General features: G+C 60.5%; 15 protein-coding genes. 9 read left to right on the forward strand and 6 right to left on the reverse strand.

Translation table 11 applies throughout. From position 1 onward, the window contains the following. Nucleotides 1–23: 23 nt before the first annotated feature. Entirely contained in the window at nucleotides 24–2,390 is a 2,367-nt protein-coding gene (locus ACZ1HA_RS12555; protein ID WP_472714109.1) for a pyridoxal phosphate-dependent decarboxylase family protein, read from the reverse strand. 261 nt (nucleotides 2,391–2,651) lie between these two features. Here ACZ1HA_RS12555 and ACZ1HA_RS12560 point away from each other — a divergent pair, with 261 nt between their 5' ends. Next, nucleotides 2,652–4,703, forward strand: a complete 2,052-nt coding sequence (locus ACZ1HA_RS12560; protein ID WP_472714110.1) for a S9 family peptidase — start codon at nucleotides 2,652–2,654, stop codon at nucleotides 4,701–4,703. 12 nt (nucleotides 4,704–4,715) lie between these two features. On the opposite strand, the gene ACZ1HA_RS12565 is transcribed toward ACZ1HA_RS12560, so the two are convergent. Continuing rightward, nucleotides 4,716–5,435, reverse strand: coding sequence for a helix-turn-helix transcriptional regulator (locus tag ACZ1HA_RS12565; RefSeq protein ID WP_472714111.1), 720 nt, complete (start codon nucleotides 5,433–5,435; stop codon nucleotides 4,716–4,718). Between the two features lie 88 nt (nucleotides 5,436–5,523). Between ACZ1HA_RS12565 and ACZ1HA_RS12570 the strand changes: the two genes are divergently transcribed. Further along, the gene (locus tag ACZ1HA_RS12570) at nucleotides 5,524–5,919 is read left to right on the forward strand and encodes a RidA family protein (RefSeq protein ID WP_375230223.1); all 396 of its coding nucleotides are present in this window, start codon (nucleotides 5,524–5,526) and stop codon (nucleotides 5,917–5,919) included. Nucleotides 5,920–5,985: 66 nt separating this feature from the next. On the opposite strand, the gene ACZ1HA_RS12575 is transcribed toward ACZ1HA_RS12570, so the two are convergent. Further along, complete coding sequence (locus ACZ1HA_RS12575) at nucleotides 5,986–7,611, reverse strand: extracellular solute-binding protein (protein WP_375230222.1); 1,626 nt, start codon at nucleotides 7,609–7,611, stop codon at nucleotides 5,986–5,988. Between the two features lie 216 nt (nucleotides 7,612–7,827). Between ACZ1HA_RS12575 and ACZ1HA_RS12580 the strand changes: the two genes are divergently transcribed. The 4 genes from ACZ1HA_RS12580 to ACZ1HA_RS12595 are packed head-to-tail and all read left to right on the forward strand — an operon-like array spanning nucleotide 7,828 to nucleotide 10,891. After that, the gene (locus tag ACZ1HA_RS12580; protein WP_472714112.1) at nucleotides 7,828–8,865 is read left to right on the forward strand and encodes an ABC transporter ATP-binding protein; all 1,038 of its coding nucleotides are present in this window, start codon (nucleotides 7,828–7,830) and stop codon (nucleotides 8,863–8,865) included. 5 nt (nucleotides 8,866–8,870) lie between these two features. Continuing rightward, entirely contained in the window at nucleotides 8,871–9,524 is a 654-nt protein-coding gene (locus ACZ1HA_RS12585; protein ID WP_472714113.1) for an SGNH/GDSL hydrolase family protein, read from the forward strand. Nucleotides 9,525–9,527: 3 nt separating this feature from the next. Further along, entirely contained in the window at nucleotides 9,528–9,974 is a 447-nt protein-coding gene (locus tag ACZ1HA_RS12590; RefSeq protein WP_472714114.1) for an RbsD/FucU family protein, read from the forward strand. Between the two features lie 2 nt (nucleotides 9,975–9,976). Further along, on the forward strand, nucleotides 9,977–10,891 hold the full coding sequence (locus tag ACZ1HA_RS12595) for a ribokinase (RefSeq protein WP_472714115.1): 915 nt from the start codon (nucleotides 9,977–9,979) through the stop codon (nucleotides 10,889–10,891). Nucleotides 10,892–10,915: 24 nt separating this feature from the next. On the opposite strand, the gene ACZ1HA_RS12600 is transcribed toward ACZ1HA_RS12595, so the two are convergent. Together ACZ1HA_RS12600 and ACZ1HA_RS12605 are read right to left on the reverse strand one after the other, a co-directional pair. Then, nucleotides 10,916–12,715: an NAD(P)-binding domain-containing protein gene (locus tag ACZ1HA_RS12600; RefSeq protein WP_472714116.1), complete on the reverse strand. Its 1,800-nt coding sequence runs from the start codon at nucleotides 12,713–12,715 to the stop codon at nucleotides 10,916–10,918. A 248-nt stretch (nucleotides 12,716–12,963) separates the two neighbouring features. Next, complete coding sequence (locus ACZ1HA_RS12605; protein ID WP_472714117.1) at nucleotides 12,964–15,126, reverse strand: bifunctional diguanylate cyclase/phosphodiesterase; 2,163 nt, start codon at nucleotides 15,124–15,126, stop codon at nucleotides 12,964–12,966. A gap of 344 nt (nucleotides 15,127–15,470) precedes the next feature. On the opposite strand from ACZ1HA_RS12605, the gene ACZ1HA_RS12610 reads away from it, so the two are divergent. The 3 genes from ACZ1HA_RS12610 (at nucleotide 15,471) to ACZ1HA_RS12620 (ending at nucleotide 20,525) form a co-directional block, all read left to right on the forward strand. After that, nucleotides 15,471–16,631, forward strand: coding sequence for a 2Fe-2S iron-sulfur cluster-binding protein (locus tag ACZ1HA_RS12610; protein ID WP_375230216.1), 1,161 nt, complete (start codon nucleotides 15,471–15,473; stop codon nucleotides 16,629–16,631). After that, complete coding sequence (locus ACZ1HA_RS12615) at nucleotides 16,628–18,928, forward strand: mechanosensitive ion channel family protein (RefSeq protein WP_472714118.1); 2,301 nt, start codon at nucleotides 16,628–16,630, stop codon at nucleotides 18,926–18,928. The genes ACZ1HA_RS12610 and ACZ1HA_RS12615 overlap by 4 nt, the downstream gene beginning before the upstream one ends. A gap of 100 nt (nucleotides 18,929–19,028) precedes the next feature. Further along, a complete protein-coding gene (locus ACZ1HA_RS12620) occupies nucleotides 19,029–20,525 on the forward strand; it encodes a hypothetical protein (RefSeq protein ID WP_472714119.1) in 1,497 nt (498 codons plus the stop codon). 72 nt (nucleotides 20,526–20,597) lie between these two features. On the opposite strand, the gene ACZ1HA_RS12625 is transcribed toward ACZ1HA_RS12620, so the two are convergent. Next, a complete protein-coding gene (locus tag ACZ1HA_RS12625; protein ID WP_472714120.1) occupies nucleotides 20,598–22,772 on the reverse strand; it encodes a putative bifunctional diguanylate cyclase/phosphodiesterase in 2,175 nt (724 codons plus the stop codon). Nucleotides 22,773–22,801 lie beyond the last annotated feature (29 nt).

Here is a 22,801-nt window from a genome sequence, read left to right on the forward strand (position 1 = left end):
TTCCTTCCGTCAGCGTCAGCCGGTCAGCCCGGCATACTCAGCCCATGTCTTCTGATTACTTTTGCGGCCGATTTTTCAGCGGCGCGCGCCAGCGCCTTCATCACTTCGGGCAGCATGTTGCCGTTTTCCGCTTTGTGATTGTGCACCGTCTCGGTCAGCCAGGGATTCTGGGTGGTCGAGATGAGATAAAAGAGGCTTTTGCCGGGTTCGGGCACCACACCACAACGCTGCGCATAGTGGTCGACAAAGTCCTGCCCGAAGGTAGCCGGGTCAAATTCGGAGGAGGTCACAAACATCTCCGCATGCGGCACGTGCCCGCCGTTGAAAGACTGCAGGCTGAGCTGGGAAAAGATGTCCGCATTCATTTCGTTCATCAGATCGAGGCTGGTGTTCAGCCCTTCGCCGGTGCGGAAGTTGAGTGCATAGGTCACGATGCTCTGATCCGAGCCCGCCTCCCGGAAGAGCTCAAACACCTCGGGACGGGTTCTGAAAATTTCAAGCAGCTGTTCGTTCGACCGGGGGGCCACGCGGCGTGCGAGGACCTGTTTCTGCGCGTTGATCTCGTATTGCGTGCCGCCCGCCTTTTCCGCCGGCAGCCGCTGGAGCGGGGTCACAGATATGGTGGGATGATCCGCATCCATCTCAAAGAGCGCCGCATAAAGGCGTTTGCTGTTGAAAATACAGCGCCCGAGCAGGCGGCCGTAGCCTGACTGATCCGTTCGGATCACGCTGTGCGAGAGCCAGACCGCAGCGGCGGCCGCCCCGGGTTTCGACCCTTCGATGCCGTAGACACCGGTCGTGGGGTCCATGCCACCGTGATAGACAACCGGTGCCGTGAACGCGATCAGGTCGCGCATCGCGCCATTGCGGTAACAGAGCGCGCCCGCCGGATAGGGAATGAAACCCGCTTTGTGCGGATCGACGGTGATCGTATCCGCGCGGCCCAGCGCGCGATACTGGCGCATGACATAGTCGTTCATGTGCATACCAGCCGCGATACCGTCATAGGTGAAGATATCCTCGCGGATGATGCGGCGCACCTCGTCACGGAATGCCTCGGCGGCATCGTCCTCGGCTTTGTCGGTGTCGGAGAATTCCGGCACGTCGGTTTCGTCCTCAAAGACCTCAGCCTCATGCAGCATGGAGGCGAAATAGCCCCCCCATGCGGCATCAGCATGCACCGAGAATTCCATCCCGAGCTGGCGGTATTCGTCGCGGATTTCCAGGATGTCGTGCAGCGGGTCGACGGCACTTTCCTCGGTCGTGCCGATGACCGCAACAACCTCCATGACCGGCTGTCCCTCCGCCAGGCACTGATCCAGCGTCGCGCGCAGATCGACCATGCACATGCGCGCGTCCAGATCGACCCGGATCACCCGCATGGCGTTGCGGCCCGAGCCCACAAGTGCCAGCCCCTTGGGCCAGGAATAATGCGCGGGCGACGGTGCCAGCAACACAGGTGGTGGCGTGTCCGGCAGGAAACGGCGGTGGAATTCAACCAGTCCGACAGACTGCACGGAATACGACGCAAGAACTCCGGTGATCACCTCTGTCGCGATGCCGGTGGCTTTGGTGATGCGAGGCGTGAGGCCGATCACCTCGTCCAGCGGCAGGTTCAGCAACTGCCAGGCATCAAGGTCCAGCAGGCGCCGGCGTTTGCCGTCGAGCAGCCGGACCGTCAGGTTCCGGGCAGGTGCCATGACGTCTTCGGTCCGGATGGCTGCGGCCAGGGCCACCGGCAGATATTTCGCGTTGCGCGCGGCCCAGATGCTTTCGGCATTGGCCACCGAACCATCACAGGTAATGTGCCCCCAGGGTTTGAGCGCGCCGTCGCGGATCTGCGTTTGGTTTGGAATGTGATAGCCCAGCATGCGGCAGAGATCGTCACAGACCTTGATCTCGAGCATGGTCGTCACGGGCGAGGCTTCGGCCGCGACATTGTTCTGGTTGTAAAGCAGCGCAGCGATATAGCCGACCACGCCCGGCAGCGAGACATCCCAGTACATATGTGACTGGTTGCGGTAGCTGGCCAGCGGTATCGAGCCCTTGAGATACCGGGTCAGTTCGTCCAGACGTTCATGCAGCAGAGCCCGGGACCGGTGGTAGGCTTCGGCGCGTGGCCTGTCGGGCGCAGATTTCGTGTCGATATCCTCAGGCGTAAAGATCGGCGGATCGTGCGGCGCGTATTCCTGGCGGAAGAGATAGTTTCCCTCCAGCGCCTGCCCTATGAGGTCCGACATCATCTGCTGGTTTTCGGCCTTCGGCCCCAGAAACCACGTCTCAGGCACCTGTGATCCGGGGCGGTTCAGTCCAAGTTCGCGGGACTTGTCCCTGAGGTGATACTGACCGAGTTCCCGGAGAAGATCGTCACTCAGTGGGGCTCGTGTCATTGCGTGTCCGGTCTTTAAACATGGTTAACGTAAGGTTAACCGACGGTAGTAAGCGATTTTCATTCTGTCCAGATATTTCCAGGAAATCCCATAAATATCAGGGAATAACGGTCATCTGGTCTGACCCACCGGTTGCACGGACCCCGCACCGGCGCGATGTTCTTGCGGTGCGGCACGCCTGCGCACATACTCGTTCCGGTGGCCGGAGCACCTGTTCGCACAGGTCTGCCGGGCACCGATGTATGCGTTCAGGAGGCCATGATGAGCCAGGCAGATTTCACCCCATATGGCGCCTGGGTGTCGCCGATCTCTGCGGCAGATGTTGCCGCTGGCGCCCGCTCGTTCGAGCAGGTCTTCACCGACGGTGCATGGGTATGCTGGGTCGAGACACGGCCGGAGGAAAACGGGCGATCGGTCGTGATGCGCAGCAACGGCACCGACCCCGCCGAGACGCTGACGCCCGTCGGGTTTTCGGCGCGCACGCTGGTGAATTCCTATGGCGGAGCCGCGGCGGCAGCGCAGGGTGGCACATTCTGGTTCAGCAACTTTGCGTCAGCGGATTTTCCGGGCTCAAAAGACCAGCGTATCCACGCGCAGACCCCCGGGATGCAGCCGCGCCCGATCACCCCGCAGGTCCGCACACGCTATGCGGACGGGGTGATTCACAACAATGGCAGGTTCGGTATCTGGGTTCAGGAACAGGCGGATGTAAAACTCAACGGCCAGGACAAACAGAGCCTGGTGGCGATTGATCTGACCGGAGAGAAACTGCCAGGGACGCTGGCCGAAGGTGCAGATTTTTATGCCTGCCCCAGACTGAGTGCCGACGGCAGGAAGCTGTGCTGGATCACCTGGGATTATCCGTCGATGCCATGGGAGGGCACACAGCTGTGGGTGGCGGATGTGGATGTCCAGGGCGGTCTGCGCAACGTCCGGAAGATCGCCGGCGACCCGGTGCCCGAAGCTGAGATTGATACGTCCCTTAACCCGGTGCTGCAGGACGCGCTGCGCACCTCTTCGGAATCCATCCTCGATCCGAAATGGTCACCGGATGGCACGCTTTATTTTGCCTCGGACCGGGTGGAGGTGGACGGCACGCGATACTGGAACATCTGCCGGTATCGCGAGGGGCGCATTGAAACGGTCACGCGGATTGCCGGGGAATGCGCAAAACCGCTGTGGCGGCTGGGCACCTCGGGCTATGGGTTCATCTCCGACACGCAGATGCTGCTGAGCTACAGTGCCGGGGGGCGGAGCCGTCTGGCATTGGTGGATTGCGACACCGGCGCGCTGCAGGACATTGATCTGCCCTGGACGGAAATTTCCCATCTGCAGATCAGCAATGGTTTTGCCGCTTTTGTCGGCGGTCGGCCCGATGCGCTGTCGGTGCTGGTTCGGCTGGATCTGGACACCATGGAGCCCCGGGAAATCCGCGCCGCCGGTGCCCCCCTGTCCGATGACGTCAGGGCCGTGATCTCGGCACCGGAAGCGATCACCGCCGCCACGGGCGTGGATGGAACTGAAGAAACGCATGCGTTCTTCTACCCGCCGTCAAACCCTGATTTTCATGCCAGCCCCACAGAGCGGCCGCCCCTGATCATCTTTATTCACGGGGGGCCGACCGCTGCTGCGGGCAGCGCGCTGAGCCTGCAGATCCAGTATTTCACTTCGCGCGGCTTCGCAGTGGCAGATGTGAACTATCGCGGCAGCACAGGGTTCGGGCGGGCGTACCGCCAGCGGATGTACGGCAACTGGGGCGTTGTGGACACCGAAGACTGCGTGGCTGTGGCACAGCACCTGATTTCCGCGGACCGTGTCGACCGGTACCGCATCGCCAGCCGGGGCGGCAGTTCGGGCGGGTATACAACGCTGGCACTGGCGACCTTTACCGACCTGCTGAGTGCTGCGGCGAGCTATTACGGCATCTCGAACCTGGAGATGATTGCGACGGACACCGACAAGCTGGAGGCGCATTATGCCGAACTGCTGGTCGGGCCGTGGCCTGCCGCCAACCGGGTGTTCAAGGCCCGTTCGCCGCTCTTTCATGTCGGCGACATCGGCTGTCCGATGATCATCTTCCAGGGCCTGGAAGATCCCGTTGTGCCGCCCGATCAGGCGCAGGTCATGATTGATGCGCTGCTCAAGGCCGGGTTGCCGGTGTCATCGACGTTCTTTGAGGGCGAGAGCCACGGGTTCCGGATGCGGCCCAACATTATTTCGTCGCTCGAACAGGAACTGGGGTTTTACGGTGCAGTCATGGGGTTCGTACCGGCAGGCCATCTGACCCAGCCGGATATCAGAAACTGGCCCTGACGGCGGGCCGCCTTATTGCGGCAGATCGCTGTAGGGACAGACATCGTCTTCGAACGGCACATGCCGGCGGCGGAACAGCGTGTCGGCAAGCGTTTCCGGCGCGCTGATCCGGTCCATGCGGAAGTGCCGGAAGTCATCACGCGCAGGGTCCCAGGCCACCAGATACCACAGTGGGGGCAGGATCAGCATCGCCTGAGGTTCGACCTCACGCGCCGTGACGCGCCCCCGCGCATCGCGGTAGCGGAACCGCAGGCAGCGGCGTTCCAGAAAAGCCGTTTCAAAAGCGGGCAACAGCGCCGAGTCCATCGTGCCCATGTCTGACAGATCCTGGTGCGGGGAGAGCTGGCCCACATGCAGGCAGTCCAGCAGCCGGCGCAAATCGCGGATTTTGTCGGACGGCAGGGCCTTTTCAATACGCGCCAGCCCCGCATCTGCCAGATCGCCAAAGGGCAGGCTGCGCGCTGCCCGCATCGCGGCCACGCTGAGCAGCAGTGCGAAGACCTCTGCCACAGACAGGCGCGCCGTGGTCTGTACAGACTGCGGATCGAGCTGCAGGCCCCCGCCCCGCCCGGGTTCAGAGTGAATGACAAAGCCCTGATCGCGCAGATCGCTGATATCTCGCAGCACTGTGCGGCGCGACGCACCAACCTCCTGCGCCAGGGCGTCGACGGTTGAGGTGCCACTGCGGCGCAGGCTGCGCACGATGGCATCATGACGGAGGCGGATATTCATGTTTCCGTCCTGGCACTATTTGGTGACAAATTTTGGCACCTTTTCACTTTAGGCAGGTCTCAGACACCCCATCAAGGAGATTCTGATCATGAAACGCACTGCAGTGAACCCCTGGGACTGGTCCCTTCGTTTTGGATACAATCAGGCCGAGATCATCGAAGCCCCTGCCCGGCAGCTGATTGTTGCAGGCCAGACCGGCGTCGACGGCGAAGGCAACCCGATGCATCCCGGCGATATGCGCGGCCAGATTGGCCTCGCACTCGATAACCTCGAAGCTGTGTTGAGCCAGGCGGGCATGGGACTGGGCGATGTGATCCGGCTTGGCGTCTATGCCACGGATGTGGATGAAGCGCTGAAGAACTTTGACATTCTGGGCATGCGTTTCGGACCCACCGGGAACACCCCGCCGATGACCCTGCTCGGCGTTTCGCGGCTCGCCATTCCGGGTCTGTTGTTCGAGATCGAGGCGACGGCTGCGGCCTGACGGGGTCACAGAAAAGACAAGGGCGCGACCGGATGGCCGCGCCCTCTTTCAACTGAACACCTGTCGTCAGAGACCCAGAGAGGCCTTGTAGACAGCGATCTGGCTGTCACGCCCGATCTGATCGGTGATTTTCTCCCAGGCCGCGGCAATCGCATCTGCCGTTTCCTGAGCAGAGCCGTACTGACCGGCATAGCCCTTGGCCAGCTCGTCCTCTGCCACCGAGTAATACTGGAAGATACCGGGGATACGGGGCTCAATCGCAGCGTTGGGGTGGTTGTAGCTGTCCGCGTTGGAACCGAGGTAATCCTCGATATAGGCGCGGTCGTAGCCTGCCTCTTCCCATTCCTCGAACTGGAAGTGAGAATTCCGGTAAGGCTGGAAGCCCGACGGATAAGCCGACGCCCAGAGCGACAGATCCTTGCCGCCCAGATGCGCCGCTGCGGACCAGGCCGCTTTTTTCTTCTTCTCGTCACCTTCAACAGTGGCCATCACGTAAACGCCCCAGCCGATGTAGGCCATGTTGGGTGCTTCGTTCATGGTGTCTTCCCAGGCACCGGCCTGGGCGTTGTAGACGCGCTCGGACGCCGGGTTGATCCCGAAGCCGACCACATCGCCCACAACAGAGGTATCCGAGGTGCGCGCGGATGAGCCCACATCGCCCCACCACATCAGCATGGAACCGGTGCCTGCGAGGAACTGCTGGAACGCGGTTGTGCCGGGGTCAGCGTTGATCTGGTCCGCCGGATAGGCACCGGCCTCGATAAGATCCATCACGTCCTGAATCGCCTGCACCCAGGCCGGATTGTTGACCATGGGCTTCATGGTGTCCGGCTCAAAGAGCCATGCCGGGCTGTTGGGGTGCTTAGCATAGGCCGACGCCCGGTTTTCGAGGAAATAGAACCCGAAACCGCCCCAGCCTTTGAGCGGATCAAGATAGCCATGCGCGGGCAGGCCCGTAAGCGGGTCCTCTTTGCCGACCAGATCCTTGGTGACCTGGTTGATCTGCTGCCATGTAGTCGGCACTTCGGCACCGCCGATACCGTCCGCCCCGAAATAGTCTTTACGATACGCAAACGTATGGCAGTCACCATCAATGGACACACGGTAGGTCTTGCCATTCCAGGTGCCGACAGGGGCCTTGAGGTAGTCCACATAGTCATCCATGTCGATCTGTTCTTTGACCCAGTCGGGCATCTCGGACGCGAGGCCCTTGCCCAGCACGTCACCCTCAAAGGGTGCGCCCATCTCGACGATGTCAAAGTCCACGGTGCCGGTCGCAATCGACTGCTGCAGGCGCGCGTTGTAATCGGCCTGGGCCAGATCGATCCAGTTGATCTTGGCGCCTGTGTAGGCTTCCCAGGGCTTCAGGAAACCGCGGAACAGGAAGTTGTGCAGGTTCTGGTTGTTCAGGCCCATGAACGTCAGTTCAACACCTGCGAACTCTCCTTCGGCGACATTTTCCTTTGTTGCGCCAAGGCACATTTCGCCGACCTTCTGCCAGTCGCTGTCGGTAGGCGAGCCAGCGCCGACGCCCGGAATTTTGAGGATCTCGGCACGGACGTTTCCGTGCCCGTCCGCAAAGGCGGATTTCGGCATCATGGCCGCGGCACCCACCGCTGCAGTGCCCTTGAGCATCTGCCGGCGGTTCATTTTCTGCGCCGCTTTAATATAGTTATAGAGTTCGACTTTCACGTGTTTCCTCCCAAGACAACAGGTGTTGGTTTCACTGTGAGAAAAGGACAAGCTAAGGATATTGTTTGAAAATTATGCAAGCTGTGTTCTGACATCCCCCACTGAAAAATCAGTATGAGCCATATTGACGACGAGTCAACAAAAGCTGTCCGGGGGGCGTGGACAGCTCAGAGACCTTTGGCTAGCATCATCCCGAAGGTGGGGGGACAATGCTGAATGGCTGACGTTAAAATCCAGGATATCCGCAAATCCTATGGTGCGGTCGAGGTCATTCACGGGCTCGACGTCGATATTCAGGACGGTGAGTTTGTCGCCCTTGTGGGCCCCTCGGGATGCGGCAAGTCAACACTGCTGCGCATGATAGCCGGTCTTGAGCCGATCAACAGCGGCACTATCGCCATCGGGGATCGTGTGGTGAACAATCTGCCCCCGTCGGACCGGGACATTGCGATGGTGTTTCAGACCTACGCGCTCTATCCGCACAAATCGGTGGCCGAGAATATGGGCTTTGCCCTTAAGGTCGCAAAAGTTGACCGCGCCGAGATTGACCGGCGTGTGCGCGAGGCCGCTGAGATCCTGAGCCTCACGGAATACCTGGACCGCAAGCCCCGGCATCTGTCCGGGGGGCAGCGCCAGCGTGTCGCCATGGGGCGCGCCATCGTGCGGGACCCGCAGGTTTTTCTGTTTGATGAACCGCTGTCGAACCTCGACGCAAAGCTGCGCATTCAGATGCGGACGGAGATCAAGGAGCTGCATCAGCGGCTGAAGACCACCACCGTTTTTGTGACGCATGACCAGATTGAGGCGATGACGCTGGCGGACCGTATTGTCGTGATGCAGGCAGGCCGGATTGAGCAGATCGGTTCGCCGCTTGAATTATATGACAACCCGGCGAATGAATTTGTGGCGACCTTTATCGGGGCACCGTCGATGAACCTGCTGCAGGGCGAACTGACAGAGGGTGGCGTGATGGTCGCCGGGCAGCTTTTCCCGGGACCTGGCGGCGATGGTCCTGCGCAGCTGGGTGTCCGGCCGGAGCATCTGATCCTGTCGGACGATGGATTGCCGATGGAAGTGAAAGTGGTTGAGCCCACCGGATCCGAGACCATGGTTTTCCTGAATTTTAACGGCCAGGATGTGACAGCGGTTTTCCGGGAGCGGCATGCCTTTGAGGCAGGCCAGCAGATCCGTCTGAAGCCGGATCCCGAACATCTGCATCTGTTTGATGCCACCGACGGCAGCCGGATCGGATAGACAGCATGCCCGTTGTTCTGTGTTTTGGTGACAGCAATACGCATGGGACGCGGGCCATGCAGTTCTGGGGCGACCGGCGCAGATTTCCACGCGAGGCGCGCTGGCCCGACGTGATGGCGCGGGAGCTGGGTGCGGGCTGGGACGTCATCGCAGAAGGGCATCCGGGCAGAACGGCGGTTTTTGACGACCCCATCGAGGGGTCGCACAAAAACGGGCAGCGGGCGCTGCCGGTGCTGCTGGAAAGCCACCGCCCCCTTGATCTGGTTATTGTGATGCTGGGTACCAATGATCTGAAAGCCCGTTTCGGCGTATCGGCCACTGATATTGCCCTTGGCATTGAACGTCTTATTCAGGACATCGGCCGTTCTGATGCCGGACCCGATGGCAATGCCCCGGCGGTGATCGTCGCGGCCCCGGCGGGCGCCGGAGAGACCGGCATTTTCGAAGAGGTTTTTGCCGGTGCTGCTGCGAAATCGAGAGCGTTACCCGCAATTCTGGAACAGATGGCAACGCGCCACGGTGTGGGGTTTTTCAATGCCGGTTCTGTTGCCGAAGTGGATCCGGTCGACGGCATTCACCTCAGTGCGCAGGCCCATGAGGCAATCGGGCGGGCGATGGCGGATACGGTCCGCAAACAGCTGAACACTCAGGAGGAATAAAACATGCTCAAAGGCGTAAACCCTATTCTGAACGCGGATGTGCTTTATGCGCTCCGGGCGATGGGCCATGGGGATGATCTGATCATCGCGGACACCAATTTTCCCTCCAACAGTGTCGCGCAGGAAACCGTTCTGGGGCATGTCCTGCGGATTGACCGCCCGGCCGCGGAGGTCGTTCAGGCGGTACTGTCGCTATACCCCATCGACACATTCGTGGACGACGCCGCCGCAAGGATGGAAGTGGTCGGTGAGCCCGACACTATTCTGCCGGTTATGGAAGAGGTTCAGGCAGAGGTGACCGCAGCGGGCGGGCCGACCATGATCGGTGTCGAGCGGTTTGATTTCTACGACCGGGCGAAACAGGCCTATGCGGTGATCCAGACCGGGGAACGGCGGTTTTATGGATGCTTTGCCCTGCGCAAAGGCGTGATCCCGCCGGATGCGGGCTGATCATGGGCAGGGTTGTCATTCTCGGGGTCTTTGTGGCCGACACAGCCTATCGCGCGGACCGGATGCCGCGTATGGGCGAGACGATCATGGGCACTGCCTTTGCGCTGGGACCCGGCGGTAAAGGGTCAAACCAGGCCGTAGCAGCGGCGCGGGCAGGTGCGGCGACGTATTTTATCTCGCGCCTGGGGCGGGATGATTTCGGCAAACTGGCCATGGACACATGGGCCGCGGCTGGCGTGCATCCGCACATCACAGAGGTGCCCGACAGCTATACAGGTGCCGCTCATATTTTTGTTGAGAACGCCAGCGGGGACAATGCGATCATTATCGCCCCTGGCGCAGGTGCCCTGATCGGGCCCGAAGACCTTGATGCGCAGGCCGCACTGATCGGGCAGGCAGATGTGTTTGTTACCCAGCTGGAACAGCCGATGGACGCTGCGATGCGTGGGCTGCAGATTGCCCGCGACGCCGGTGTGCGCACGGTGCTCAACCCGGCACCGGCGGCACCGCTGCCCGACGGCATGCTGGAGCTTTGCGATTTTGTGACACCTAACGAGACGGAGTGCGAAGCGCTGACCGGCGTGACCGTGTCAACAGCCGATGACGCAGAAACGGCCTGCCGGGTCCTGCACGACAAAGGCGTGGACACGCCGATTATCACCATGGGCGAACAGGGCGCTTATCTGTGGGGGCACGGTCTGGTGCCGGCGATCACGGCCGGCCCGGTTGTCGAAACCACCGGTGCGGGCGACGCTTTCAACGGCGGGTTTGCGGCAGCCCTTGCAGACGGGAAAACGCCGGCAGAGGCCACGCTCTATGGATGTGCCACTGCCGGTATTTCGGTGACCCGGCCCGGCACGGCACCGTCGATGCCGGACCGCGCGGAGGTCGAAGCTCTGGTCGCCCGTCACAGATAAACGGGCGGCCAGTGAGTTCTGGCATCAGGACTTGTGATGGCTTTCCTGCAGGCCATATACGGGTGTTGGAATGCCTTCCATCCGCGCCTTGATCTGCAGCGACAGGAACTGCGAGTAATGGCGCGACTGGTGCAGGTTGCCGCCATGAAACCAGAGCGCTTCCTGCTGGGTCGGCTTCCACATATTGCGCTGTTCGCCTTCCCACGGGCCCGGGTCTTTGGGCGTATCAGACCCCAGACCCCAGACTTTGCCCACCTTGTCCGCAGTCTCCTGGTCCACAAGGTCCGCCACCCAGCCATTCATGGAACCGTAGCCGGTTGCATAGACGATCACATCCGCCTCGAGCCGCGTGCCGTCATCGAGCAAAACGCCATCCTCAACGACCTCTGTGACCTGACCATGCGCCAGTTTGATCTCTCCATCGATGATCAGCTGGCTGGCACCGACATCAATGTAGTACCCCGAACCGCGGCGCAGGTATTTCATGAAAAGCCCGGAGCCGTCCGCCCCCCAGTCCAGCCGGAACCCGGCCTTTTCAAGCCCGGCATAGAAGTCAGCATCCACCTCTTTGATCTTCTCATACACCGGTATCTGGAATTCGTGCAGGATCGCATAAGGCAGCGAGGCAAAGATCATGTCCGCCTTGTTGGTGGTCATCCCCGCCGCCACCGCGCGCTCTGAATACAGATCGCCGAGGCCGATCTCCATCAGCGGTTCAGAGCGCACAATATGCGTGGTGGACCGCTGCACCATCGTCACATCAACGTCGTTCTCCCAGAGCGCTGCGCAGATATCGTGCGAGGAATTGTTGGAGCCGATCACAACGGCCTTTTTGCCCTTGTAGGCATCCGGCCCGGGATGCTGCGAACTGTGGTGCTGGTCCCCGCGGAAACTGTCCATCCCCGGCAGGTCAGGCACATTCGCCTTGGCCGACATACCCGTGGCGAAAATGAGCTGTTTGGGTTTCAGCACAACCTCTTCGCCATCGCGGTCGACCGTCACCGTCCACTCTTTGCTTTGTTCATCGAACTGCGCGCTTTTGCAGGTGGTGCGGGTCCAGTAGTTCAGTTCCATGATGCGGGTATACATCTCGAGCCAGTCGCCGATCTTGTCCTTGGGTGCGAAAACCGGCCAGTTCGGCGGAAACGGCAGATAGGGCAGATGGTCGTACCAGACGGGGTCATGCAGGCAGAGCGATTTGTATCGATTCCGCCAGCTGTCGCCGGGGCGGTCGTTCTTTTCGACGATAATGGTCGGGACACCCAGCTGCCGGAGCCGCGCGCCCAGCGCGATACCCCCCTGCCCGCCACCGATAATCACGGTGTAGGGTTGAGTGGTGTAGCCGAGTTCCGCGGCCTCCTTTTCACGTTCTTCTTTCCAGGTCGGGCGGTGTTTGCCTGCGCCATGTTTTGCGCCAAGCGGGCGCTCCATACCCATGGGCTCCTCGTGTCCCTTCAGTTCAACCATCGAGGTCAGCAGGGTCCAGATCAGGCCATCCCTGAGACGGATAAGGCCGTATCCGCGTGAAACGCCGGTTTCAAAACTGATCCAGGCCGTGGTGATCCCGCCATCCTCAGCGGCCACTTCGCCGTCCGCAATGCGCCAGCCTGATGGTTCGACGGATGCGACCTGCGAAGCCACCATGTCTGCTATTGCTTCGCGGCCCTCCATCGTTCTGATGTTCCAGGTGAATGATACGAGATCGCGCCAGTAACTGTCTTCAGTAAAGAGCGCTGCGGCAGCGGCCGCGTCCTGTGATGTCAGCGCACTGTCGAGTGCACCCAGCACTTTTTCCACTTCGGCGTTTGGTGTCTGGTCGAGCATATTTCCCCCCTGCAGGCGACGGATATGAAAGTGATTGTTGAAAATTTTGTCGCCCGATCAACCTAAGCGGTAAGTCTGCGATCTGGCAAGCGAGGCCGTCCGGCGGGCAGAACGGCGGCTGTTCCCCGCGCAAGATTCCAGACGGATGCGTATGTTTCTGAGGTAGGGTGTGTGCGCCCCCGAGGTGTCCGGCCGGACACGGAGTTTCTGCCTGATGTCCCGGCTCATATGACGCCGGCCTGTCAGTTTCAGCCTGCGCGGGGCTGTCTGGCGTCCGAACCGGTTGTGCCCGGTCGGGCGATGAAACTGTCGAGGTCCTTCAGAGACAACGGATAGGAATGGTAAAATCCCTGGTGCATCGTGCAGCCCGCCTGGCAGGCAGTTTCTGCCTGTTCGGCGGTTTCAATGCCTTCGGCAACCGTATCCATGCCCAGCGTCTGGCCAAGATTTACAAAGGTTTCAAAGAGCGCTCTGGCGCGTGCGGACGTACCGATCTGTGCCAGATAACTGCGGTCGATTTTCAGGATCTCAATCGGGAAATGTTTAAGGTAACTGACCGACGCATATCCGGTGCCGAAATCGTCGAGCGCAAAACGGAACCCATGCGACCGCAGCGTGTCGATGCGCGCGCGGGCTGTTTCCGGAACATCAATCAGCGCGTTCTCGGTCAGTTCAAGAATGAGCCGCTCCGGAGCGACCCCGGCGGCCTGGGTGATATCAAGCACACGGTCGGCAAACTGCTGGTCGATCAGCTGCAGCGGCGATATGTTCACGCTGAGTGTCAGATCAGGCCGGCTGGCCAGAACGTCGCAGCATTCGGCCAGCACGTGGGTGCCGATTTCAGGCAAAAGGCCACGCGCCTCCGCAATCGGGATAAAGGCATCGGGGCCAACCTGGCCCAGCGACGGATCACGCCACCGCAGCAGAGCTTCGGCATACAGAAAGTGACCATCCGCGCCGTTCACCACTGGCTGAAAAACCATCCGGAACGGCGAACGCCCGCTCGCGGCATCTGTTAGACCCAGCCTGAGGCGTTCCTCGACCGATTTCTGCCAGCTGTGCGCATCGCGCAGATCTTCGGAATAAAAAACAGGCTCCAACGTTCCGGAGCGCTTGGCATGATACATGGCGACATCCGCCCGCACCATCTGTTCCTCAAGGCTGTCTCCCCTGCGGCCGACAGTGACGCCGATTGAGCTGCGCACAACACGCATCTGGCCATCCAGATCCACCGGCACGGCCGTCTTCTCCGTCAGCCGGACACAGAAGTCCCGTGCCAGACCTTCGGGGTCTGCGCCAACCAGCAGGCAGACGAATTCGTCCCCGCCAAGCCGGGCAACAACATCCTGGGAACGGGCGGCGGCCCTGAGACGTTTTGCTGTCTCAATCAGCGCCCTGTCACCGGCATCATGTCCCAGCTGGTCATTGATCGCCTTGAATTCATTCAGATCCAGGTAGAGAAGCGCGACGCTGCCGCGCCGGATCCAGTCAGCGGTTTCCCTGCGTGCAGTGACTTCTTCAAAGCCGATGCGGTTGAGCAGCCCGGTCAGCGCGTCTGTGCGCGCGGTCGACCTTGCGTCTTCACGCTGGCTGACAATTTCTGAGGCCAGGCCTGAGGACCGGCGCGCGACGATCAGCACGACCACCAGAAGGATGGCAGACATACCGCCAACTGCGGGCAATGCGGTTGCCAGCAACGCATCACCAGGCCGCGGCATCTGCCAGATCAGGTTTGCCACCGGCGTCCCATCCGGACCAAGGAGCGGTCGGGCACCATAGGCGTCCGGCAACGGCGCGGTCAGCGGCTGCAGACGGAGATCGTCAACAAGGTATTCCTGTGACTTTTCCCGCAGCCGTTCCGGTGAGAGATCAACCCCGGAAATCAAAACCGGCGGGACGCCCGGCTTCATTTCGGCCGGGTCGTAAGCAAAAACGTAGCTCGCAGCGAGAAGATAGGACACGCCATCTGTTTCCGCGACGCCGACGACCGTTCTTTCAGGCTCCGTCGGCCCTGTACGAAGTCTGTTGACCAGACTGTCAATGACCGGCTGGGGCAAAACAGCTGCCTGGTCAGCATCATCTGCCGGTGAGTAGCCGTAAAGCGGTACACCTGAACCGTCGGTGATCTGCGCAATCTGCATCACGCCTGTTTGCGAAACACTCTCTGCTATGTTTGATTCAATCCACGGTTTGTCCCTGTAAACGACCGCGTAGTAAGCCTCTTCCCAATAGGCGAAGTCCACGTTCGTCAGTTCGACACGGCCGGTAAACCCAGCAACTGCACTGTCTACAAGGCGCCGCATGTGATCCGCCGCCTGGTGGTTTGCCTCGCGGGCCATCCACATGGACAGAAGCAGCACAAATCCAATTGCGGCCACGCCAGCCACAACCATGCTGGCAAAAATATACACCGGCACACCGGATTTTTTTGACCTGAACCCAATCACGACCTGTGATCCCCGAACTCATTTCCCCGGGACAGGCGTAGCAGCCCCGCCTTACTGTCTGCTTAATTCTGGTCCCATGCGCCGGCGCACTGACCCGGGGCGTATCTTTCGCCTTTCAGGAAACACCGGCCCGCTGCCCCGGAAAGCCTTCGTTTCAGGCATCATCCGCGGCCCGTTCCGGCGCCGGGTGGCCGGCCCCCGCGCACCCGACGGGTGGCTACCGGCTTGACCTGACACCCTTTTCTGTCACAGGGTCAGGCGCACCGAGCCGTATCCGAGGCGGCCAAAGCGCAAAAAGGAATGCCAGGATGGCCACGACCGCCACCGCCGGCGCCCGGGGGGCAAAACTGCGGCTCAGAATAATGATCGGGACGGGCATGGTCATGTTCGTCTTTATCACCATGCACCTGACAAATCTGGCCCTTGGGCTGCATTCTGTTCAGATGATGGAAGACTGGCGCGGGATACTCAGCGGCGTCTGGTCCTCCTTTGTCCCGCTCAAAGTGCTGCTGCAGGTATCTCTGGTCCTGCATTTTCTGGTAGCACTCGCCTCGCTCTACTGGCGCAATACACTGCGGTTGCCGGCCTATGACATGCTCCAGCTGGTCGCGGGGGTTCTGATCATCCCCTTGCTGGGGATGCATGTTTTCGGTGTTATGGCCATCAAGGATCTCGGCCTTGAGCCGACATATGCCATCGTTCTGGGCCAGTTCTGGGTCGTGTCGCCGCTGGATGGTCTGCAGCAGGTCATCATGCTCGTGGTCGCCTGGATTCACGGGGCCATCGGTGTTTTCACCTGGCTGCAGTCCCGCGATGATGCGGTGCGGGCGCGCAAATTCTTTTACCCTTTTGTTGTCGCTCTGCCGATCCTCGCAATGCTTGGGTATGTCGAGGCAGGTCGCCAGATCATTCCTGTTGAGGAAGGCGGCGCGGGGTTCGTGCTGGAGAACGACCCGAACGCCAATGGCCCCACCGTTGATCCTGACAGGATCCCCGCGATCATCGCGCAGGCCAAGGAACGGCCCGAAATGGCCACACGCATTTCGCTCGGCCTCGTGGCACTTGTTCTGCTGGCGCGGTGGATCAGACTGCAGAGATCTGTGCGCAACCCGCTGACGGTCACCTACGCGGGCCGGAGAAGTGCGACCTTTCAGGCGGAGACCGGTCTGACGCTGCTGGAGATGGCGCGCGCCAATAATCTGCCACATGCCAACATCTGCCGAGGCCGTGGCCGGTGCGGCACCTGCCGGGTGCGGGTCCTGTCCGGCAGCGAGACCCTGCCGCCGCCGTCAGATGCAGAGGCAAAGGTACTGGCCCGCTGGCAGGCCACGCCGGAGGAAAGACTGGCCTGCCAGCTGAAACCGGAAGCCGGAGAACTGGTGGTCGAAAGGGTCATCGAGGCAGATTATTCCAACCTGGAGGATGCGCGCGCCCTGAAGGACAGCGATATTCCAGCGGGTGCAACGTGAGATTTCTGGCGGCGTTTTTCCTGGCGGTTCTGACCTGGATGTGGTTGCCCGGCCCGGCAGCTGCCCAGTTTGTGCCCGGTGCCTCCGCCCCGGAAGAGGTGGTCATTCCGGACCCCTCGCCCAATGACGTGCGGGAATTTCTCCGGCTGCTGGGCGATCCGGGTATCCAGGACTGGCTGCGGACCAGCATTGATGATGCAGGCCTGCCTGCTGACGGCGAGGTTCTGAGCCTGCGCGAACAGCTCGAAGTGCAGCTGGCGCGGATCACAGAACGGGCGCAGTCGCTGGCGCTGGCGTGGAACATCGTGCCCCAGATGCCCGCACTGCTGACGGATGTCTGGGTAAGCGAACTGTCGCATGCCCAGAAAGTCCGGTCGCTCACCTACATTCTGACGTTTCTGCTGATCGGTCTTGGCCTGGAATGGCTGTACCGGCAGTTCATGCGCTATCCGCTTCTGCGGATGGAGCAGGCCCCCAAGGACGCGCCGCTCGAAAAACTGACCGGTGCCGCCGTGCGCGCCGCGATCATTTTCGCCGGTCTGGCCGTGTTCGCTATCGGCAGCATCGGCGCATTCGATGCCTTTGACTGGCACCCGCTTGTCGAAGCTCTGGTGCTGGATTTTCTGGTGATGGTGCTGTTGTTCCGCGTGGTGACAACCATATCCCTGTTCTTTCAGGCGCCCTATGCGCCCGAACTGAGACTAGTCCCCTACAGCACGCCGGTGGCGCGCTACCTGCACAACATTGTCCGCTTGCTGACCCTTGCTGTGGTGCTGGCGCTGGCGCTCTCTTACATGCTGAACCGGGTTGCAGAGATGCGCGAGGCAGACCTTGATGGCAGCCTGACGGCGGTCGCTCTGGCGCAGACCGTTTTTCTTGCGTTTCTGGTGCTGCTGGTCACGTGGGCCTCTGTCTGGGCCGCTTTCCGCCGCGTCCCGGCGCTTTGCGACGTGCCGGCCGATCCGCGACGGCTGACCTTCTGGCGCAACTACCTCATCGTCCTGACCGGGCTTGTGTTTGCCCTGTGGCTGGTCGGCCTTTTCGGCCTGATGTGGGCGGTCACAGTCCTTGGCATGGTCGTGCCCGGCCTGAAACTGATGTGTGAGTGGATCAACCACTTTTTCGATCAGTCAACCTCCGCTCTGCACGAACAGCAGATGGCGCGTGCCCTTCAGGCCCGCGAGGCGCAGACCACTGAAGAGGACCCGGACGCGGAAACCGACGACGAACCGGAGCTTCCGGAATTTGCGGATCCTTACGCCGCCACACGCCCGATCGTGCAGCGGGGCGCGCGTTTTGTGTTCCTGATGGCAGCTGTGCTTCTGCTGTCGACCGCCTGGGGTGTAGACATCTTTGATCTTTCCGCCGACCGTAGTGTGCTGGGCCGCATTCTGGAAGTGCTCATCGACAGCATCGTGGCGCTACTGCTCGCTGATCTGATCTGGACCTGGGCAAAGACCGTCATCGACAAACGCGTTGCCGATTATGAGCCGCCTGTCGATGGTCAGGCGCCCGGTCCTGAGGCACGCATGATTACCCTGTTGCCGCTTTTGCGCACCATTCTGATGGTTGCTCTGCTGATCATGGTGTCGTTGAGTGTTCTGAGCGCAGCAGGCGTGAACATCGCGCCAATTCTCGCCGGTGCGGGCATCGTGGGGATCGCCATCGGCTTTGGTACACAATCGCTGGTACGCGACATTGTGGCGGGTATTTTCTTTCTTATTGATGACGCTTTCCGCCTTGGTGAATACATCGAAGTGGGCGACCTGATGGGCACAGTTGAAAGCATCTCGGTGCGGTCCATGCGCATCCGGCATCACCGTGGCAAGGTGCACACCGTACCCTATGGCGAGCTGAAAAGCCTCACGAACCACAGCCGTGACTGGGTCATTATGAAGCTTGAGTTCCGGGTGCCGTTCGATACCGATCTGCAGCTCGTGAAGAAACTGGTCAAGAAGGTCGGCGCTGACCTGGCCGCCAATGAGCACTATGGGCCATCCATTCTCAGCACGCTGAAATCCCAGGGCGTGCGGCGCATGGAAGAATTCAATATGGTTGTGGGGGTCAAGTTCATGACCAAACCCGGCGAGCAGTGGCTGGTGCGCCGGGACGCCTACCAGAAGGTACGTGATATCTTTGAAGCCAATGGCATCCGAATGGCCGAGCGGAACGTCAAAGTAGAGATCGAGGGTGGTGAGGCGCTGACCCCGGAGCAGCGCAGTGCCGTTGCAGGCGCCGCGCAGGAGGCTGCCCAGGGGCCATCCGGTCCGCCAAAACCTGTGCCTGACGAGCCCTGAGATCAGCTTTTACGCGCCGGTGCCCGAGCTGCGGACATCTCCCGCCGGGGACACCGCTCCAAATCCGTGTTAATGTTTTTCGGAGGATGGAGGGGGACCCATGTTCGACGAAAAACCTGACCGAAGGGACAGCACGCAGTCACATCAGACAACCTATGATCTCGTTGTCATCGGCGCAGGCGTTGCCGGCCTGAACGCGCTGTTCGCCGCGACCGGTTATCTGGCCTCGGACGCCCGGGTCCTGCTGATGGATGAAAAAGACACCGCGGGCGGCATGTGGAACACTGCGTACGACTATGTCCGGCTGCATCAGCCCCACCCGATGTTCACGGTCGGCAATCTTAAGTGGGGCTGGAACAAACCCCGCGACTATCTCGCCCGGCGGGACGAGGTGCGCAACCATCTGGCGTCAGCACTGGAACCGGTATCGAAAGCTGTCCGGCTGGAAACTGCGTTCGGACAGCATGTCACCGCATGCCATGAGAGGATGGGCCCGGACGGTGCCTATGCCGAAGTGACCTGTCACCCGACCGGTGACCCCGGGGCATTGAGACACCTGCTGGCAAAGCGCGTCATCCATGCGCCGGGGCTGAATTACCGCGTCGCGCAACCACTCGAATTCTCCAGCGACAGGGTCCTCTCGATTGTACCGCAGGACCTGCGCAAAACGCTCGAAAACCACCCGGACGCAGAAGTCTTTGTGGCCGGTCGTGGCAAAACCGGCATGGACACGGTTCTGGCGGCGCTTGAGCTGGACCCGAAACGCCCTGTCAGCCTGATCAACGGACGCGGCACGAGCTTTCTGAACCGCACAAAATACATCCCCACAGGGCTGAAACGCTGGACATCCGGCATTCTGGTGTCCGGGCTGTTCCGCGATCTGGCGCGGGTTTTTGACGGCGCAAACGGAGATGCCGTGGTTTCGCATTGCCGGCAGAAGTACTCCACAGAACCGGACGCCGACAACGGCGTTTTCCTCTACGGCCTGCAGTCGGAAGATGAGCTCTCGCGGATATCAGCGGGGCTGAAATGTAAACTGAGCGGATACCTTGAGGATGTGACGGATACTGCGTCCGGGGTCGACCTGCACCTGAGGTCAGGGCAGTCTGTCAGCGCCGCGTCGGGCAGTATCTTTGTGAACTGCACCGGCAGCTTTTTCCGCGATGCGCTGGAAGCCCGACGCGTTCCCTGCCTTTCAGATCATGGCACGATTCTGAGCATCAACCCGCGGGATGCTTTCCATTTTCTGACCAGTGTTTCCGGTTTCTTTCTGATCCACCTGCTGTTCCGGGATCAGTTGCGGGGACGGGGCTTTTATACGCTGGATCACGAACAGCTTTTCCGCATCGACCGCAATCTGTGGGTCGGCGCATCGGCAGCCCAGGCATATCTCAATCAGGTGATCGCGGTTCAGACCCTGCCTCTGATGCTGCTGGACCGCTGTGGTCTTGATCTGGACCGCTGGTATCCGCTGCCAAGAAGGATGGCAGGTCTGTACCGGATCCGGGCCAATGCCTCCAAAGACATTGCGCATTGCTCAAAGGTGTTGGACCGCATGGCACAGGAATACGGAGTTTCGGCAACGCCGCTGGTATAGTCAGATACTGCCGCCGAGACGCGGATCGCTGGTGGTCGATTTCTCGGTTTTTTGCTGCGCTGACGGCCTGCTTCAGGCGCGGTTGCGGTCCTCATCGTCCATGCCCAGGTGTGCCACCAGGTCGGCAAATGGCATGGGACGCGCAAAAAAGAACCCCTGAAGACGGTCACAGCCAAGTTGCGCCAGAATGTCAGCCTGTTCCCGTGTCTCCACACCTTCTGCCGTCACGCCCATTTCCAGCGCCAGGCCAATGTCCACAATCGAACGCAGCAGCCGCAATCCGTTGCCATCTTCGGTAACCGGCGAGACAAGCCGGCGGTCAATTTTCAGACGATCCGGCCCGATCCGCTGCAGTGCGACCACCGAGGCACGACCGCTGCCAAAATCGTCTACCTCGATCGCAATACCAAGATCCCGCAGACAGTCGAGCTGGAAGAGGAAATCGTCGTTTTCTTCTTCGAGGAAAATCGTTTCGAGCAGCTCGAAAGCCACCTGGCCGGAATAGGTGTGCACAAGGTCCCTGATTGCGCCAATATCGCCGTCATGAACCCGTTTGGCGCTGACATTGAAAGACAGCGACGGCGGGTCGGGCATCTGGCCGAACAGGCTCTGACACTCAGTTATGGCCTTCTCAAAAATCATCCTGTCAATGTCTGCGGCTACGTTCAGATCCGTCGCAACGGACAGGAAAGCATCAGGCGCCAGTATGCCCTTTTGCGGGTGGTCCCATCGCGCGAGCGCTTCCAGCCCGACCACCCTGCCCGTCACCGCATCCACCTGCGGCTGGTAGAACGGGACAAACTGAGCTCCTTCAACTGCCCGCAGAATATCATCGGCCAGCGCCTTGTTCCGGTGCAGCTCCTGCAGATCTGAGCTGTCAAAGATACCCAGCTGCCCGCGACCATGCCTCTTTGCTTTGTAGAGAGCCACGTCTGAGTTGATCAGAAGCGCGTCAACGTCGCTCAGAGGCGTGCGCGCCAGCCCAATGGAGGCGCCGAACCGGCATTCCCGGCCTTCAAACAGGGTTGGCTTTGCCAGTTCCAGCAAAAGCGTCCTCGCCAGTTCCTCAGGTTCATTGCTGTCATTATCCAGGTACTTCAGTACAACGAATTCATCACCACCGATCCGCGCAATTACGTCATCACCTGTTGTGTGCCGGCGAATTCTCTCAGAGGTTTCCACGAGCACCCTGTCGCCCGCCGCGTGACCCATGGTGTCATTAATCTGCTTGAAGCGATCGAGATCTATGTGAAGCGCGGCAATTTCCCCGCCCTTTGCGCTGCGCCGTCCGGAGAATTCCGCGAACCTTTCTGTCAGATGCCTGCGGTTTCCCAACCCGGTCAGGTCATCATGTTCGGCCTTGTAGGTGATCTCTTTGTTCGCGGTCTCAAGGCGCGCCGCATATTGCTCCACAGCCCGGCGTTCGCGCACCAGTTCAGTTGTGTCAATCCGCAGAATGACAAGATCGCCGTTTTCGGCCCGCGACCGCAGGATCCGGTGATGGATATCACCGGTCAGTTCCAGATCCTGAACCGGGATTTCCACCGTAGCCTGCTGGTGCGCATCAGACATAAATTCTTCTTCCCGCCCGATTGCTTCTGCGATTTTGCCCGCTCTGATGGCAACACAAGCGGCCTCGGTGCGATGCATTCCGACACGCAGACCATCCTCATCATCTGTCATAGAATCCCGGTAGGCATCGTTCCACACAACCAGACAGTCATCCGTGTCATAGATGGCAAACGGAGACGGATAGGCGTTCAATGCGGCGATCAGCCTTGCTTCCGCTGCTTCTGCAGACCTCTTCTGGCGCACGAACTCAGTGGAGTTCAACCGAATGACAACATAGTCACCGCCCGAGGATCTGGAACGCAGAAGCCGGTGATGCACATCGCCGTCAAGCTCTACATCTTCCCACTGTTGTTCCGCTCTTACGGATGCTTCAACTTCCCTGATCCATTCATCTTCGCGCCCCGTCGCATGCGGGTACCGTCCGTTTGCAGCCGCTTTGAGCAACACATCACGCAGGTGCATTCCCGCGACAAGATCTTCGGGGTTGTCAGTAACCGATGCAGCGTAGCCCTCATTCCAGTGCACAAGATGAAGATCCGCGTCGTAAATCACAATCGGATCCGGGTAGGCATTCAGCGCTTCAAGCAGTCGCTCTCTGTCGCGGACAGCGTCCCGCCACTTTTCCAGGATTGAATCCCTTTCCGGGTCTGATCTGCGGTTTTCGGTCCACATCATGTCATCAGGCGTTGACCGTCGAAAGCGGC

Source organism: Roseobacter sp. S87, assembly GCF_055693285.1.

Excerpts from the sequence above, each read along its gene's own strand:
- ACZ1HA_RS12565 (WP_472714111.1), bottom strand. The coding sequence starts at position 5,435 with ATGAATATCCGCCTCCGTCATGATGCCATCGTGCGCAGCCTGCGCCGC.
- ACZ1HA_RS12585 (WP_472714113.1), top strand. The coding sequence starts at position 8,871 with ATGCCCGTTGTTCTGTGTTTTGGTGACAGCAATACGCATGGGACGCGG.
- ACZ1HA_RS12560 (WP_472714110.1), top strand. The coding sequence starts at position 2,652 with ATGAGCCAGGCAGATTTCACCCCATATGGCGCCTGGGTGTCGCCGATC.
- ACZ1HA_RS12625 (WP_472714120.1), bottom strand. The coding sequence starts at position 22,772 with ATGATGTGGACCGAAAACCGCAGATCAGACCCGGAAAGGGATTCAATC.
- ACZ1HA_RS12610 (WP_375230216.1), top strand. The coding sequence starts at position 15,471 with ATGGCCACGACCGCCACCGCCGGCGCCCGGGGGGCAAAACTGCGGCTC.
- ACZ1HA_RS12590 (WP_472714114.1), top strand. The coding sequence starts at position 9,528 with ATGCTCAAAGGCGTAAACCCTATTCTGAACGCGGATGTGCTTTATGCG.
- ACZ1HA_RS12620 (WP_472714119.1), top strand. The coding sequence starts at position 19,029 with ATGTTCGACGAAAAACCTGACCGAAGGGACAGCACGCAGTCACATCAG.
- ACZ1HA_RS12555 (WP_472714109.1), bottom strand. The coding sequence starts at position 2,390 with ATGACACGAGCCCCACTGAGTGACGATCTTCTCCGGGAACTCGGTCAG.
- ACZ1HA_RS12570 (WP_375230223.1), top strand. The coding sequence starts at position 5,524 with ATGAAACGCACTGCAGTGAACCCCTGGGACTGGTCCCTTCGTTTTGGA.
- ACZ1HA_RS12600 (WP_472714116.1), bottom strand. The coding sequence starts at position 12,715 with ATGCTCGACCAGACACCAAACGCCGAAGTGGAAAAAGTGCTGGGTGCA.
- ACZ1HA_RS12580 (WP_472714112.1), top strand. The coding sequence starts at position 7,828 with ATGGCTGACGTTAAAATCCAGGATATCCGCAAATCCTATGGTGCGGTC.
- ACZ1HA_RS12595 (WP_472714115.1), top strand. The coding sequence starts at position 9,977 with ATGGGCAGGGTTGTCATTCTCGGGGTCTTTGTGGCCGACACAGCCTAT.